The 14,561-nt window shown below is 53.0% G+C and carries 16 protein-coding genes; 6 read left to right on the forward strand and 10 right to left on the reverse strand.

The annotated features are described in order from the left end of the window. The first annotated feature begins 326 nt into the window (after positions 1-326). Complete coding sequence (locus GW590_RS16060; RefSeq protein WP_169404068.1) at positions 327-1,514, forward strand: BaiN/RdsA family NAD(P)/FAD-dependent oxidoreductase; 1,188 nt, start codon at positions 327-329, stop codon at positions 1,512-1,514. Between the two features lie 111 nt (positions 1,515-1,625). On the opposite strand, the gene GW590_RS16065 is transcribed toward GW590_RS16060, so the two are convergent. Beyond that, entirely contained in the window at positions 1,626-2,483 is an 858-nt protein-coding gene (locus GW590_RS16065) for an aldo/keto reductase family oxidoreductase (protein ID WP_169404069.1), read from the reverse strand. 95 nt (positions 2,484-2,578) lie between these two features. Between GW590_RS16065 and GW590_RS16070 the strand changes: the two genes are divergently transcribed. The 5 genes from GW590_RS16070 to GW590_RS16090 all read left to right on the forward strand — a co-directional run bounded on the left by GW590_RS16070 (position 2,579) and on the right by GW590_RS16090 (position 5,661). Further along, on the forward strand, positions 2,579-3,493 hold the full coding sequence (locus GW590_RS16070; RefSeq protein WP_169404070.1) for a LysR substrate-binding domain-containing protein: 915 nt from the start codon (positions 2,579-2,581) through the stop codon (positions 3,491-3,493). Between the two features lie 137 nt (positions 3,494-3,630). Then, complete coding sequence (locus GW590_RS16075; protein ID WP_169404071.1) at positions 3,631-4,236, forward strand: TetR/AcrR family transcriptional regulator; 606 nt, start codon at positions 3,631-3,633, stop codon at positions 4,234-4,236. A 95-nt stretch (positions 4,237-4,331) separates the two neighbouring features. Next, positions 4,332-5,012, forward strand: a complete 681-nt coding sequence (locus GW590_RS16080) for a type 1 glutamine amidotransferase domain-containing protein (protein ID WP_169404072.1) — start codon at positions 4,332-4,334, stop codon at positions 5,010-5,012. A 233-nt stretch (positions 5,013-5,245) separates the two neighbouring features. Continuing rightward, entirely contained in the window at positions 5,246-5,350 is a 105-nt protein-coding gene (locus tag GW590_RS16085; RefSeq protein ID WP_169404073.1) for an AbrB/MazE/SpoVT family DNA-binding domain-containing protein, read from the forward strand. A gap of 50 nt (positions 5,351-5,400) precedes the next feature. Beyond that, entirely contained in the window at positions 5,401-5,661 is a 261-nt protein-coding gene (locus tag GW590_RS16090; RefSeq protein ID WP_328803082.1) for a type II toxin-antitoxin system YhaV family toxin, read from the forward strand. Here the strand turns inward: GW590_RS16090 and GW590_RS16095 are convergent. The 9 genes from GW590_RS16095 to GW590_RS16135 form a co-directional block, all read right to left on the reverse strand. Further along, on the reverse strand, positions 5,658-6,776 hold the full coding sequence (locus GW590_RS16095) for a response regulator (RefSeq protein WP_169404074.1): 1,119 nt from the start codon (positions 6,774-6,776) through the stop codon (positions 5,658-5,660). The genes GW590_RS16090 and GW590_RS16095 overlap by 4 nt on opposite strands. Then, complete coding sequence (locus GW590_RS16100) at positions 6,769-7,866, reverse strand: HDOD domain-containing protein (RefSeq protein WP_169404075.1); 1,098 nt, start codon at positions 7,864-7,866, stop codon at positions 6,769-6,771. The genes GW590_RS16095 and GW590_RS16100 overlap by 8 nt, the downstream gene beginning before the upstream one ends. Beyond that, the gene (locus GW590_RS16105) at positions 7,857-8,957 is read right to left on the reverse strand and encodes a sensor histidine kinase (RefSeq protein ID WP_211186799.1); all 1,101 of its coding nucleotides are present in this window, start codon (positions 8,955-8,957) and stop codon (positions 7,857-7,859) included. Before GW590_RS16105 ends, GW590_RS16100 begins: the two co-directional genes overlap by 10 nt. A 4-nt stretch (positions 8,958-8,961) precedes the next feature. Then, positions 8,962-10,074, reverse strand: coding sequence for an FIST N-terminal domain-containing protein (locus GW590_RS16110; protein ID WP_169404076.1), 1,113 nt, complete (start codon positions 10,072-10,074; stop codon positions 8,962-8,964). Between the two features lie 157 nt (positions 10,075-10,231). Continuing rightward, positions 10,232-11,605, reverse strand: coding sequence for a 2-oxoadipate dioxygenase/decarboxylase HglS (gene hglS, locus GW590_RS16115; protein WP_169404077.1), 1,374 nt, complete (start codon positions 11,603-11,605; stop codon positions 10,232-10,234). A gap of 30 nt (positions 11,606-11,635) precedes the next feature. Then, positions 11,636-12,445: a Cof-type HAD-IIB family hydrolase gene (locus GW590_RS16120; protein ID WP_169404078.1), complete on the reverse strand. Its 810-nt coding sequence runs from the start codon at positions 12,443-12,445 to the stop codon at positions 11,636-11,638. 126 nt (positions 12,446-12,571) lie between these two features. Next, positions 12,572-12,877 carry a hypothetical protein gene (locus GW590_RS16125; RefSeq protein WP_169404079.1) on the reverse strand — a complete coding sequence of 102 codons (306 nt, stop codon included), beginning with the start codon at positions 12,875-12,877 and terminating at the stop codon, positions 12,572-12,574. A 17-nt stretch (positions 12,878-12,894) separates the two neighbouring features. Further along, positions 12,895-14,160 carry a PTS sugar transporter subunit IIC gene (locus GW590_RS16130; RefSeq protein ID WP_169404080.1) on the reverse strand — a complete coding sequence of 422 codons (1,266 nt, stop codon included), beginning with the start codon at positions 14,158-14,160 and terminating at the stop codon, positions 12,895-12,897. A 92-nt stretch (positions 14,161-14,252) separates the two neighbouring features. Then, on the reverse strand, positions 14,253-14,558 hold the full coding sequence (locus GW590_RS16135) for a PTS sugar transporter subunit IIB (protein WP_169404081.1): 306 nt from the start codon (positions 14,556-14,558) through the stop codon (positions 14,253-14,255). Between the last annotated feature and the right edge of the window lie 3 nt (positions 14,559-14,561).

A 14,561-nucleotide genomic window follows, 5' to 3' on the forward strand; every position in this document is an offset into this window, starting at 1 on the left:
GTGGACATGAACGCCACGCATTATCTGCGAGAACAGGGGGATGGGAAAAGAAAAATATGACATTTTTTTGACTAAACCCGGGTTAAACAACGAGCAAATAGCTAAAATGACGATATAACTCATTGAGTTACTGTTGATATTTTTTTCCTCACATTTCCTTACGAACAGGGTATTGAACCGCCGTTTTCTGGCTTATCGCCGGAGCAACGCATACAATCGTGCGCCCCGGCAGTAAGATTGGCGGCTTTTTGTTCGCCACCGCGGTGCGTTGCAAGGCAAATTGCCCGTGAGCAGACACTAACATAGCGTAATTTTGAGAGGTTTATGTGGAACAGTACGACGTTGTTGTCATTGGTGCCGGTGCGGCAGGAATGTTTTGCGCGGCGCAAGTGGGCCAGGGTGGCCGCAGCGTACTGTTGTTGGATAACGGTAAAAAGCTTGGCCGCAAGATACTGATGTCGGGCGGGGGGCGCTGCAACTTTACCAACCTTTATACTGAACCTGCCGCCTATCTGTCGCAAAACCCGCATTTTTGCAAATCTGCGCTGGCGCGCTACAGCCAGTGGGACTTTATCGATCTGATTAATCGCTATGGTATCGCCTGGCATGAGAAAACCCTGGGGCAACTGTTTTGTGATGATTCTGCCGAGCAGATTGTCACCATGCTCGAGCAAGAGTGTCAAAAGGGCCAGGTCACGGTGCGCCTGCGCAGTGAAATTACTGCGGTAGAAAAGGTTGAGCAAGGTTTTTGCCTGTCGGTGAATGGTCAAGATGTGAGCGCACACTCACTTGTTGTCGCCAGCGGGGGCCTGTCGATGCCGGGGTTGGGGGCTTCGCCATTTGGCTATCGTCTGGCCGAGCAGTTTGGGCTAAAGGTGTTGCCAACTCGCGCCGGTCTGGTGCCTTTTACCTTGCATAAACCGCTGCTGGAGCATTTACAGACGCTTTCCGGCGTTTCGGTGCCAGCGGTGCTGACGGCAGAGGATGGCACGGTATTTCGTGAAAATATTCTCTTTACCCACCGCGGACTGTCCGGACCTGCCGTTTTGCAACTTTCCAGCTATTGGCAACCGGGGGAGTATGTGAGCGTTAACTTACTTCCTGATGTCGATCTCGCCGCATTACTCGATGAGCAACGGCAGCAGCACCCTAATCAAAGCCTAAAAAACACCCTGGCGTTATGGCTGCCGAAACGGCTGGTGGAATGTTTGCAAACTCTGGAGCAGTTACCGGACGTTACCCTGAAACAGCTCAACCTGCCGCAACAGATGGCGCTGGTGGCACAACTGCAAAACTGGCAGGTGCAGCCAAACGGCACCGAAGGTTATCGCACCGCCGAAGTGACGCTGGGCGGGGTTGATACTCGTGAGCTGTCGTCGAAAACCATGGCCGCCAGCAAAGTCCCCGGCCTCTACTTTATTGGCGAGGTGGTGGATGTTACCGGCTGGTTGGGCGGGTATAACTTCCAGTGGGCCTGGAGCTCTGCCTGGGCTTGTGCGCAGGCTTTGATTTGAATACTACCGGCACTGACTGGCAATAACCTGGCAGCATAGCAACGGCTGGTGACGCGAAAACCCTGTCACCAGCCGGTATAGACTCCCCTGGCGGGTTAAGCGTTGTGCAACTCACCCCATACTGTTCAATTTAGCCATGATTTTATCGGACAGTGTCAGCTGTGCGCTGGCCAAATTCTCTTGTAAATGCTGCGGCGAAGAGGTGCCGGGGATCAGCAGAATATTGGGTGAACGCTTGAGCAGCCAGGCGAGGGCCACCTGCATTGGCGTCGCCTGTAATGAGGCCGCCACCTCGTCAAGCTGCGTTGACTGCAACGGCGAGAAACCGCCAAGCGGGAAGAAGGGAACATAGGCGATGCCCTGTTCTGCCAGTTGATCGACCAGCGCATCGTCCTGGCGGTTGGCCAGGTTATACATATTCTGAACGCAGGCCACTGCTGTCATCTTCTGGGCATCTTCTATCTGCCTGGCCGTAACATTGCTCAGGCCGATATGGCGAACCAAACCGCGTTCTTTTAGCGCGATCAGCGCCTCCAGCTGTGGCTCCAGCGATCCTTCTGATGGTTTATGGACGTCGAGCATACTGCGCAGGTTTACTACCTCCATCACTTCCAGTCCGAGATTGCGCAAGTTATCTTCCACCGCCCGGGTCAGATCTTCAGGGCTGAAGGCCGGGTGCCAGCCGCCTTTTTCATCGCGTCTGGCGCCGACTTTGGTCACGATACACAGATTGTCGGCATACGGATGCAACGCTTTCTTGATCAGTCTGTTGGTTTCATGCGGCCCGTAAAAGTCGCTGGTATCGATATGGTTTACGCCGCTAGCCACAGCATCCCGCAGCACCTGAATGGCCCGCGCTTCATCTTTTACCGGGCCGAAAACACCGGGACCTGCCAGTTGCATCGCGCCGTAACCTAAACGCCCTACCTGGCGGTCGCCGAGACGATAAATCATTGAGGGTTGTGACATGGCCATCTCCTGTGTGAGTGTTCATTGATTGTAGCGGCGTTCTTACTGTGTAACTATCCGGTGAAATCAGGACAAACTGTACGAGGTTACGCACAATGTCGATGGATATCGCTCTGCTGCATGCAGTGGTTGAAGTGGCGAAAGCCGGTGGATTTCGCGAGGCAGCGCGCATTACCGGCAGCAATGCCTCCCGGCTGAGTGATGCGGTGCGCCGCGCCGAGCAGCAGCTTGGTATCCGCTTATTTCACCGCACTACCCGCGCCGTGGTGCTGACAGAAGCAGGCAGAGCTTTGATCGAGCGTCTGCTACCGGCAATGAATGAGGTGAATGCTGCGCTGGATGCCCTCAATCGCTATCGTAATACGCCCGGTGGTACGCTGCGCCTGAATGTGCCGGTCAGCGCCACGCGGCTGGTATTGCCGGCGCTGGTACCGGAATTTCTTCGCCGCTATCCGGATATTCAGTTGGAGATTATCGCCGAAAGTAACGTACAGGATGTGTTTCGTGACGGCTGCGATGCCGGTATTCGTTATGACGAACGACTTGAGCAGGATATGGTTGCGATACCCATCGGGCCGCGTCGTCAGCGCTATGCCGCTGCGGCTTCACCGGCTTATCTTGACCTTAATGGGCGGCCGCTGCACCCGCGCGAGTTGATGCAACACCGTTGTCTGCGTGGCCGCTATGCCAGCGGCATTATGCCGGACTGGGAATTTGAGCGTGATGGCGAAAACCTTAGCGTGCAGGTCAGTGGCCCGCTGGTGGTTAGCGTCGGGGGCGCGGTAGATCTGGCGGTGACAACAGCGATTGCCGGGAGCGGTATTATCTATTTGTTTGAAGAGTGGCTGCAGCCGGCGATGGCCAGCGGCCAGCTGGAAGCAATATTGCAGCCGTGGTGGTTGTCGTTTTCCGGTCCCTATCTTTACTATAACGATCGTCGCTTGATCCCTGCGCCCTTACAGGCGTTTATCGACTTTGTCCGGGAAGACAATCTCCGACTTACCCGCTAAGACTTGGGTAGCGACGAGGCCTTAATCTGGTTGGTATAAGCTTGCGGGGGGACAGGTTATCCTCAGCAGATCGTCAGTGATCAAATTCTTTTAAATTACATCTAGACGACTGGTCTATTATTTGATAGTTTACCTACATGACGACGACAACCCAACTCCATAACAATGATATCCGCGAACACATCCTGGCAACCGGCCAACGTATTATGGCGGGCAAGGGATTCTCGGCTGTCGGATTGAATGAGATCCTCACTGACGCAGGTGTGCCAAAAGGGTCGTTCTATCACTATTTTGCTTCCAAAGAAGCCTTTGGTGTGGCGATGCTGGCACGCTATTTTGCCGACTATCTGGCAGAACTCGATAGCACGCTGAGTCAGCCGGGTCTCAATATGGCGCAACGACTGATGAATTACTGGCAGCAATGGCAAGCATCGCAGTCGTTTTTTGACTGTCAGGGCAAGTGCCTGGCGGTGAAACTGGGGGCTGAAGTGGCCGACCTTTCTGACAGTATGCGTCTGACGTTAAAATCAGGCACGTCAGGGATAATATCGCGGCTGGCGCAGGCATTAGCCGCAGGGGTGGCTGAAGGTTCTCTGGTTATTGATGATGAACCCGGCAAAGTGGCCGAAAGTCTTTATCAGCTGTGGCTTGGCGCAAGCGTTATGGTCAAGATTGTACGCACTACCGACCCGTTTGATTCGGCAATGCGCATGACCCGGCAAGTTATTCATCTCTCTCCTTAGGGGGGAGGGATAGAGAGCACAAACGAAATCGCTTTTTTTTATCCGGTAACTATACGACCGGTCTAATCCAAAACCTGCAATACTGGAGATGTAATATGAAAATTCTTATGGTTCTGACCTCACATGACAAACTGGGCAATACCGGACATAAAACAGGCTTCTGGCTGGAAGAGCTGGCAGCACCTTATTACGTCTTCAAGGATGCTGGTGCGGAGATCACCCTGGCTTCACCGCAAGGCGGCAACCCGCCATTAGATCCAAAAAGCAATGAGCCTGATTTTCAAACCGAGCAGACTCACCGCTTTGAGGCAGATTCTGCGGCCATGGCCCAACTGGCGTCGACTGTCCGTCTCGACAGCGTCTCGCAAGCTGATTACGATGCTGTTTTTTATCCGGGCGGTCACGGCCCACTATGGGATCTGGCAGAAGATAAGCACTCAATCGCGCTGATCGAAGCATTTCTGGCCGCAAACAAAGAGGTTGCCTTTGTCTGTCATGCACCAGGCGTACTTCGCCATGTAAAAACACCGGCAGGCAAACCGCTGGTGGAAGGCAAAAAAGTGACCGGCTTTACCAATACAGAAGAGGAAGCGGTAGGTCTGACTGAGATTGTTCCTTTCCTGGTTGAAGACGAGCTGATTGCCAAGGGCGGTATTTATTCCAAAGGCGCTGACTGGAGTTCTTATGTGGTCAGTGATGGTCTGTTGATCACCGGGCAAAATCCAATGTCCTCAACGGCGACGGCAGAACAGCTGATTAAGCAACTGGCGGAATAATCGATACCCATTCTATTTATAATTTTACCGCCCTTTCAGGGCGGTAAAACTGCTTCATAAACATACTAAAGGGGAAGTTATAATGCGTTTGCATTGTAGTATGGGCAGGCGAGGTCAACCCATAACCTTACGGATGGATAACCCGTGAGGACTGGAGAATAAAATAGGGTTACTTTAAATATTGCGGACGTTCTTTACGTGCCGAGTCTCGGCTCACTGAACGTAGCCAGACCATGATCCCCGCATCAATTCGTGATGCACTGCATCTGAAACCAAGGGGAAATATAGTTTATTCCCTGTTGCCCGGTGGGCAGGTGATTTTGTCGAGCAACTACTGAAGCTGTGACAAGAAGTAGATTCACTTAAAACGTCAAATCAGGACGACTACATTAACAAGCGGCCAGCGAAGCTGTTAGCTGCTATCAGCCAAGTTATTGAGCGCATAGCTTTAGACCCGCTTGGGGCACATTTCCTACGGGGAAATACGCCAGGCGCTGAAAATAAGCACTGGTTCCGTGCAAAATTTTTACCGCAATACCGTTTATTCTTTCGTTACAGCAATCAATACAAAACGATTGTGTTGCCTGGGTCAACGACGAAAATAACACCCAGCCTCCCGTCTCCAGGACGCTGGGATAATCTCTGCTAATAACGCACGCGGATCGGGTCCTTGACGGCGTGTAAGGTCAGCAGGCGCTGCAACGCTGAGATAGCGGTATCGGTCAGTTCATGACCTTTGGTCAATACCATCAAACCATTGCTGGTGCGGATATCCTCCTCCAACACCCAACCCGGAAGCAATTCGCCGATATGTACACTGCGCACAACGGCGACATTAGAACGGAAATCAGCCAGCGCTTTGATAATGTGCTCAGGGATCGGCGGTTTTACTGCGCGCAGGACGTCCCAGGCATTGCTCAGACTCCGTCCCCGTGAGGCATGGCGCTCGAGTTCAAGGGCTGCCCGCAGCAGATGGGCACCGCGGATCACCGTGATCGGAGCATCAGAGGGTGCCACCGTAGCCTGGTGACGAATAATCTCGGCCACTAACTCAAGGCGCGGGATGCGTGCCACCAAATTGCTGCCGACATCGGGATGATCCTGGAGAAGTTTTTTCTCTTCATCCGAGAGTTTTCGCTGCGCGGCATCGGCCTGCACCACGTCGGCGGGAATACCTACACAGCCGATTTGGCTTAACGAGGCGGCAATAGTGTATATCCATTCATCCGGCCACTTTAGTTCTGGCATGGCGTGGATAACACAGGATTGGGCGAAAGCCGAGCGCTGAAAAGCCCATGGTGCCACCATCGCCAGCATCTCGGTCAGCGTTTGCACCGACGCAGTCAGGGTGGTAGCCAGCAATTCCTTTTCCGCACAGATCAGGCGGTGCTGATTGACGGCGTCGTTAAGCGCCGCAACCAGTTCTTCCTTGGGGCAAGGTTTACAGAGATAGCGGAAGATGGCTCCCTTATTGATGGCGGCAATGGAGGATTCCAGATCGGCCTGCCCGGTGAGAAGCACGCGCACACTGTCGGGGGCGATCTCCCGCACTTTCGACAGAAAGGTGGCACCATCCATGCCCGGCATACGCATATCGGACATGATCACGGCAAAAGGTTTGCCCCAGCGGACGGCATCGAGGCCGGCTTCACCACTGGGAGCAACCACGACGTCGAAATCACCAAAGAGATTGCGCTCCATTGCGGCGAGCACATTGGGTTCATCATCTACACATAACACCCGAGGTAAGGCAGTTTCAGTCATCAAGATTTTCCTGCGTATGGGCGAGCATATTCTGCCATTGAGGCAGTTTATTCAGCACACCAGTTTTTTCCAGGTAGTCCAAATCGAGGACACCGTGATTGGCGAGCGCGACCGCGACATGTACGGTACCGGTCGCGCCAAAGTCTTTATCTGCACTAAGGGATGGTTGCATATGACGCGCCACGGCTTCGACGATATCCATAGGCAAACCCCATAAGGCGAGCAGGTAGGCGCTCACTGCGGCTTGCAGCGACGTTTCGCCGAGAACTGTCACTTCTTCGATGTCGGCCTGCCTTAGTTCGGGGATTAGCAGTGCAATTTTTGCCAGTAGCGCGGCGGTGGGTTCCAGCCCCTGATGACCGGAAATGCGAGCCGCCAGGGTAGAAGCCAGCAGGGCGCTACGTTGTAATCGGTCGACATAAGGGTCGGTCTTGGCGTCGGCAAACACTTGAGAAGCCAGAACCAGCAGCTTTACCTGTTCCAGTCCCAGGTGGGTGATGGCATTACCGATATCATGAATCAGCGTACCTCTGGCGAAATAGGCCGAATTGGCAAGCTGCATAATTTTGGCGCTTAGTGCCGGATCGCTGCCTATAAGCTCGGCAATCTGTCGGATATCACTGCCGGGATTGGCCAGCTGCCGGCATACTTCGCTGAACACTTTTGGCGCGGCAGGCAGTCGGCTGGTACGGCCCACGGCCCCGACCACGGCGGGATCCTGGAACATATCACGCAGAGCCAGCGCGCTGGCTACCATGGTTAGCAGCGTCGAGCTGTCACAGGGTTTGGCAACAAAGCGGTGAGCCACGTCCACCATTCGCAGGGTGGCGCTCGGCTCTGAGTAGCCGGACAGGATGATACGTATGGTGGCCGGCCAGCGGTTGCGTACTTGCGTCAGCAATTCAGCGCCATCCATAAAGGGCATGCGCATATCAGAGACCACCACGTCGGCTGGCAATTCCTCCAGCATCATAAGGGCTTCGTGGCCACTATTGGCAAAGCGACATTCCCAATCGCTCTCTTGCATCATGACCGCCCGCTCAATTCCGGAGAGCACCCGACTTTCGTCATCGACGAACATCACTTGCATACAGGGGATTCCTCTTTTTCGCAGCGAAGCGGCAACTGCAGAATGAAAGTCGTACCCACGCCTACTTCAGATTCACAACGGATGCGGCCTTTATGTTTGTCCACCACGGTTGAATAGACAATGGCGAGCCCTTGTCCCGTGCCTTTACCGACGGCTTTGGTGGTGAAGAAGGGATCGAAAATACGGCTGCGGATCGCCACCGGGATACCGCCGCCATCATCTTTGACGCGGATCTCCATATACTCGCCGTTGCGCATTACAGATACGATAATGCTGCCTTTCTCTTTGACTCCTTCCTGGATGGTATCGGCGATAGCGTGGGCGGCGTTCACCACCAGGTTGAGAATGGCTTGGCCAATCATATCGCGCAGACAGGGCAGCAGCGGTAAGTCGTCCTCGAAGTCTGTCTCAAGTTCTGATACGTATTTCCATTCGTTACGGGCAACGGTTACCGTGGTATTGATCACCTCACGCACGTCCACCAATTCCTTTTCGTCTTTGGAGGGGTGCGAGAATTCTTTCATGGCAGAAACGATTTTGGCAATATGGCCAAGACCCTCCAGTGACTCGTCCAGGGCGCTGGGGATCTGGCGGCGCAGGAAAGCCATTTTAGTGCGCTTGAGCAGCGCCTCGAATTCTGCCACGGTTGGCTCATCGGCCATTTTTTCCTGCGCGGCAGCGGACATCGCCATCGCCGAGTCCAACAGGCTAAGCAGAGCGATGGTAGCCGTTTTAACGAAACCCACATTGTCCGAGACGTATTGGGTTGGCGTATTTATCTCGTGGGCAATGCCGGCAGCGAGTTGGCCGATGGACTCCATCTTTTGCGCCTGCAGCAGCTGTACCTGAGTGAGACGTAGCTCGGCCAGGGCTTTTTCCAATTCATGCCGCTCGTTTTCCAACTCCAGGGTCTTGCGCACCACCACCTGCTCCAGACCGACATTTTGCTCGAGGATGGCAAAAGGCGTGGTGCTGCTGTGCCTCGCCTCTTGTGCAATGCGGCGCTTGAGTACATCGATGGTCTTGTCCCGCGCGGCGAGCTTGCGCTGATATTCGGCAGCGGTCAGTGCAGCAAAGGCTTCTTCAGTCAATATTCTATCCTCCAATGGCGATGCCTGTGAATGTCTGGTTCACGTGCAATCCGTTATATTGTTCGCCGTAGGTAGAAAAGCCCACCACCCGGTTCTGCACCATGATATCGCCGATCTGCTGCTCGAGTCCTTCTTGTTCGAACTGGAGACGACGCAAAATGCAATCGCAGCCAAGAATGACCGCGGGTTGCGGAATCGTCTCGCGGACCCGGACAAAGGCCTGCTCGAAGGTTTGCACCGGGTCCTTGGCTTTGCCGATAGCCACGATCAGCCCCGCCTCTATGGCGCAGTAGCAGGTGAGAGAGAGGTCCGGATTCCATTTCAGGATCGAACGGATATAGGGCTCATCGCCGAAAGAGAGCACCAGCGGATTGCGCGAGAATACTGTTGGTGTCAATTCCTGCACGCTGATACCCAGGGCATCGGCGTAAACCTGAGCAGCGGGTTCGCCGTTGATCTCGAGGATAAGTCGCTTCTCGGGATCGGCCTCGGTGATCACCAGCTCTACCTCACTGGCTTCGAAATGCTGCACCTTAAAGATGGTGACCGGTGCACTGGTTTCGATAACGGCGAATATGGCGGCGTCGGAAACAAACTGCCCATCGCCGTTATAGACGTAAGTTTTCTCGAAACGCAGATCATCACCAGCGGACCCGCCGACAATCGGAACGTTACCAATCTGCTGATAGAGGTTGGCAATAAGGCGTTCTTCGGCCATAGACAGGCCGTCAACCAGCAACAGACCAAAACGCTGCAGATTCGGCCTCGCCTCGGTATCATGGCGCAGCTTTTCGGCGATGTCGGCCACGGTTGCGGCGTAGTTCATCAATGGCTGGATCATAAAGGAGCGGGTGCGAAAGTTTGTACCCAGTCCGAGCCCGAGGATCCCCGAGTGCTGGAAGCCTTGTTTGCCAATCTGGCCAGAGGAGGTGCAACCAATACATTGACAGGAGAATACGTTTTTTAACTCCCGACCCAGTACCTCCAGATCGTAGTCCGGTGAACAGAAGAAAATAATAGTCTCTATGCCTTCCATGTCGAGCTGGCTGGCAAATTCTGCGACGGCCTGGCCAGGGTCCGGCGACTCACTGCTGGCATATTTGAGTTGGGTATTCACGACGAATTCTCCTGATTGTAATTATAAGTAGAAAGCTTCGCCTGCGAGCCTGCGTTCGATCTCTTGATCATTCTTTAAGCGATCGTGATGCAGATACATCAGGGGTTTGTTGCACAGATAGTAAAGATCTAGCATTTTATCTTATGTATTTTCCGGGCTAGTTTGCTGGCTGCTGCTCCGCCTCCAGTGCTTGCCATAGTTCCTGCAACGATGCCTGCTCAAGGGTGGCGTAAAGAGTAAATTCATCGATAACGCCACTACCCAGTGCGGCTTCAAATGCGTTTTTGTCGGGGTGACCGCGGCTGACACTGCTGGTATCGCCGCCCAGGTTGGACTGAAAAATCCCCGCCGCGCTGACCGGCAGAAAATCCTCATAGATAATAGGTTCAGCCAGTACATGGCCCGAGGCGATCAATGATTCTATCTCGCTGACCTTGGCCAGATTAATCGCCTGCCGATTGGGGCCGCGCAGATAGCGAAAGAAGCCCAACTCTTGCTGACGAAGGCTGGCGATATCATCGGGGAAGTCAGCAAATGCCTGCGCCAGCTGCGCCTGACGATCGACATTGCCGTCGCTTGGTACCGCAGAAGCAGCCAATAACAGCTTATCGTACAAGGCACGGCCTTTAGGGGTCAGAGCCTGTCCGCGTTGTTCAATTTCACCAAAGCGGGCGGTGTGAGTACCTGCCGTTTGGTCGGCAAACAGGATATTTTCGCTTAACGCCTTAAAGCTGGTCTGTCGCAACAATATTGGGCAACGGCGTGGCGGCGGCCCTTCGATGGTCTCTTTGGGAGCAATACCCTGCTGCGGCATGCGCCTTTGCACCTCATCAATATCCAGCGTTCTTGGCGTCAGATGATTAATATGCGGCCCTTTAAAACAGACAACGTCGGCAATCAGCCGATGCTGCTGTAACAGCTGTTGGTAAATGGTCCTATCGACCGGAGAGTGATGATGCCAGCGGAAGGTCTCCAGCGCTTCGCTAACAAATTCGGCGGCCTGACAATCCTTTAATCCTCCCTGGCGGTTATTTTCGGCGATCAGTTCCAGCGCACGCGGCGTGAAAATATGGCGGTGGGCAATAATAGCGGCCACCTTGTCGCGCAGCGCGGGATCGTCGATCAGTTCCAGTCGCAACAGAGAGGTAAAGATGCGAAAAGGGTTAAAGGCTAATGAGGCTTCGGTAACCGGACGAAAAGCGGTGGCATGGACAGGTACGCCCGCCGCCGAGAGATCGTAATAGCCGACCGGGTACATGCCCATAACCGCAAACATTTGACGGATTTCATCCAGTTCACGGGCGCTTCCGAGACGGATAGCGCCGTGACGCTCGACGCTTAGACGATTAACTGCCTGGGCGTACTCGTTATGCAGGAAAGTATCAGGGCTGCGGGCCAGACACTCCTCATTGACTTGGCGGACAATATTCAGCAGCGTGCCGTATTGTGGCACTTCTTGCTGATACATCAACGACATGGCCTTTGAGAAACGATCGCGGATCGCATCGGGGCTCACATACTCAGGATCCATGGCATAACTCCCGAAAACACCGAACAGGCGTTAAAACGGCGCTTCGCCCGCCAATATTTTATCAATGATATGTAATACGCCTTCCTGGTTATTAGAAAGCGTCGAATAGCGGGCGGCGGCTTTTGCCACCGGCATCGCGTTAGCCATGGAAAAACCGAAAGCCGCTTGTTTGAGCATTTCGACGTCGTTACCACCGTCGCCGAAGGTCACCACCTGGCTGTCATCAATTCCCCAGACTTTTTGCAGCATACGCAGTCCGCTCGCTTTGTGTCTGCCGGGAATAATCAGATCTGCCGAGCCGTGGCCGCTGGATACTGGCGTGATAATATGGCCAAGGGCGCGTTCGAGTGAACTCATAAAGTTTGCTAAATGGTTATCGTCAATATTGGTGGCAAACTTGAACAGGATATCGTCGATTTCGTGATAACTTTCGATTTTTTTTAATCGAGGGTAGTACCTGTGCATTTTCTGGTAAAAAGCTTGCGGCTGTGTGGCCAGAATATAGGCGCTGTTTTTACCGCAAATCACCGTATTCAGTCCGGGAGTATGGTCGATAAAATCCAGGATTTTTTTGACGGCGTCCTTGTCCAGCGCAGCAACAGAAAAATCCTGTCCCTGATTTACAATGTATGCGCCGTTTTCGGCGACGAAAGCGATCTCGTCGGCAATTTCCGGAAAAAAGGATTTCAGCTGATAATATTGGTTGCCGCTGGCGACAACAAACTTGATATCTTTCTGTTTTAATTGCGTATATTGTGAAAGAAACCGACTTCTATTGTACTGCTTTTTATCATCGAGAAAGGTACCATCCATATCCACTGCAATAAGTTTGACTGACATAAATCCCTCTTGTGTTGCTCAAAATATCACCTTTATCATAAAAGCTATCCCGTAAAGGTCAAAAAAAAAGCCAGTAACAGGCAGTTACTGACTTTTTGTCGGGACTATCGGCTGATGGCGCCGTCTTCAGTAGCCGTAACGAATGGCGTCTTTGCTTTTTTGCATCAGACCGTCGATTTTATTCGAATACAACTCCAGTCCGTTGCCGTCACCGGCCTGTGAACATTGACGCCGTTTGGCGTTGTAGGCTTTCATCAGTTGCGCCTGGGCAAAACCGGGTTTGCCATAACATTCCATACTTTTTTCCCAGCAGGCGATGGCGTTGTCGCTATCCTGTTGCTCGGCATAGCTTTTACCCAGTTCATTGAGCGCCTTGGCGCAGTCGGCCGGTGCCAGGTTTTTGGCCAGAATGGCCTCGATTTCGCTGTTCATTTTCACCTCCGTTAAACTTAGTGGAAGAAGTTAAGGATGTGACCAAATACCAGCCCGACGCTGATCACGTCCGAGTCGCTGAAGGTCACGTTGGAGAAGCCGAATTTGCCCAGCAGCGGCAGCAGCAGCGCGGGAAGCAGAGTGATAAACAGCCCGTGGAAGATGCCGCCGATAATGGCACCGCGACGTCCGCCAACCGCATTGGCGAAAATCCCGGCGGTGCCACCGGCAAAGAAGTTGGTCAACATCCCCGGCAGGATCATCGCCAGCCCGATGCTGGGGAACAGAAACATACCGATAATCGAACCGATGGTGGTGGAGATAAAACCAATGATCACCGCGTTAGGGGCGTAGGGAAAGAGCACCGGGCAGTCGAGGGCCGGAATGGCGTTAGGCACAATGCGCAGGGCAATACCGCGGAAGGCCGGCACGATCTCCGCCAGTAACAGACGTACACCGGAGAGCAGTACATAGACACCGACCACAAATTGCACTGACTGCAGGAAAGCATAAATCAGGTAGTTAACATTGCTGGCGTAAGGTGCAATCACCTCAGGACCTGCTGCTACCGCCGGGATCAGATAAATGGGGATCATCACCACCATCATCGACAGATAGGTATCTTGCAGGAAGGAGAATGACTGTGGCAGTTCAAAATCTTCGGTGCTTTTGCTGACGTCGCCGGTCACTTTTGCCACGCCCGCCTGAACGATATAGCCGATGGTGCAGAAATGCCCCAGGGCGATATCATCGGAGCCGGTAATTTTACGCACAATCGGCTGTGCCAGCACCGGCATGCCCACCGCCATCACCCCGGCAATCACCCCGCCGATCAGGATCAGCTCGGTACCGCGTAAGCCGCCCATATAGCCGATAACTGAACAGACGGTGGCCATCCACAGTGAAGCCTGGCCGGTAAGGAAAATATATTTATAACGGGTAAAACGGGCAATCAGAATATTGACAATAAAAGCCAAAACCATAATTAATGCCGTTTCTCGCCCAAGGGTTTGCTGCGCGATCCCGGCAATAGAGCCGACGTCGGTGACAATCCCGCGCATATGGAAACCTTTCTGGAATATTTCTCCCAGAAAGGTTAACGCATTAACAATAATAGTGGCGCCTGACAGCAAGACTAAAAAGCCAAGCAGCGTTTTTAGCGTGCCGGTAATGATTTGCCCCGGGCTTTTCTTTAAGGCGATCAACCCGATCATGGCGATCAGGGAGATTAATATTGACGCCTGGCCCAGCACGTCGTTAACAATAAAGTGAAGGAAAGACATAATAAGTCCCCTGTAGAGTTCACGGTGATCGAGCTATCGGATAAGGTATTTTTACGTTTTTATATATACGTTATTTTTATAGGTGAATATGATTACTGATGGATCATCAGTCCCATCTCTTGCAGAACGGGCGTAATTTTTTCTTTGATTTCATTTTTATCCACTAAACGTTTCAGGTAAATAATGGTGGCACTAATATTGTAGTGCTGGAATTGTGTTCTGAAATTTTCGCCGGTAAAGATAATATCGGCACGCGTTGAGGTCGCGCTGGAGATATCGCAATGAGACAAGTCAGCATCAATCCCCAAATCTTTTAATGCGGCTTCAATACTCATTTCACAGGCAAAACTGCTGCCCAGGCCTGCGCCACATACCGCCAAAATGGATAACTTTTTCATAGG

Origin of the sequence: Rouxiella aceris (genome assembly GCF_012933545.1) — a bacterium.
In the GTDB taxonomy this organism is placed as follows: domain Bacteria; phylum Pseudomonadota; class Gammaproteobacteria; order Enterobacterales; family Enterobacteriaceae; genus Rouxiella; species Rouxiella aceris.

Bases quoted from the DNA above. Each gene is read 5' to 3' on its own strand.
- GW590_RS16065 (WP_169404069.1), bottom strand. From the start codon at position 2,483: ATGTCACAACCCTCAATGATTTATCGTCTCGGCGACCGCCAGGTAGGG.
- GW590_RS16070 (WP_169404070.1), top strand. From the start codon at position 2,579: ATGTCGATGGATATCGCTCTGCTGCATGCAGTGGTTGAAGTGGCGAAA.
- GW590_RS16075 (WP_169404071.1), top strand. From the start codon at position 3,631: ATGACGACGACAACCCAACTCCATAACAATGATATCCGCGAACACATC.
- GW590_RS16080 (WP_169404072.1), top strand. From the start codon at position 4,332: ATGAAAATTCTTATGGTTCTGACCTCACATGACAAACTGGGCAATACC.
- GW590_RS16085 (WP_169404073.1), top strand. From the start codon at position 5,246: ATGATCCCCGCATCAATTCGTGATGCACTGCATCTGAAACCAAGGGGA.
- GW590_RS16095 (WP_169404074.1), bottom strand. From the start codon at position 6,776: ATGACTGAAACTGCCTTACCTCGGGTGTTATGTGTAGATGATGAACCC.
- GW590_RS16100 (WP_169404075.1), bottom strand. From the start codon at position 7,866: ATGCAAGTGATGTTCGTCGATGACGAAAGTCGGGTGCTCTCCGGAATT.
- hglS (WP_169404077.1), bottom strand. From the start codon at position 11,605: ATGGATCCTGAGTATGTGAGCCCCGATGCGATCCGCGATCGTTTCTCA.
- GW590_RS16120 (WP_169404078.1), bottom strand. From the start codon at position 12,445: ATGTCAGTCAAACTTATTGCAGTGGATATGGATGGTACCTTTCTCGAT.
- GW590_RS16125 (WP_169404079.1), bottom strand. From the start codon at position 12,877: ATGAACAGCGAAATCGAGGCCATTCTGGCCAAAAACCTGGCACCGGCC.
- GW590_RS16130 (WP_169404080.1), bottom strand. From the start codon at position 14,160: ATGTCTTTCCTTCACTTTATTGTTAACGACGTGCTGGGCCAGGCGTCA.
- GW590_RS16135 (WP_169404081.1), bottom strand. From the start codon at position 14,558: ATGAAAAAGTTATCCATTTTGGCGGTATGTGGCGCAGGCCTGGGCAGC.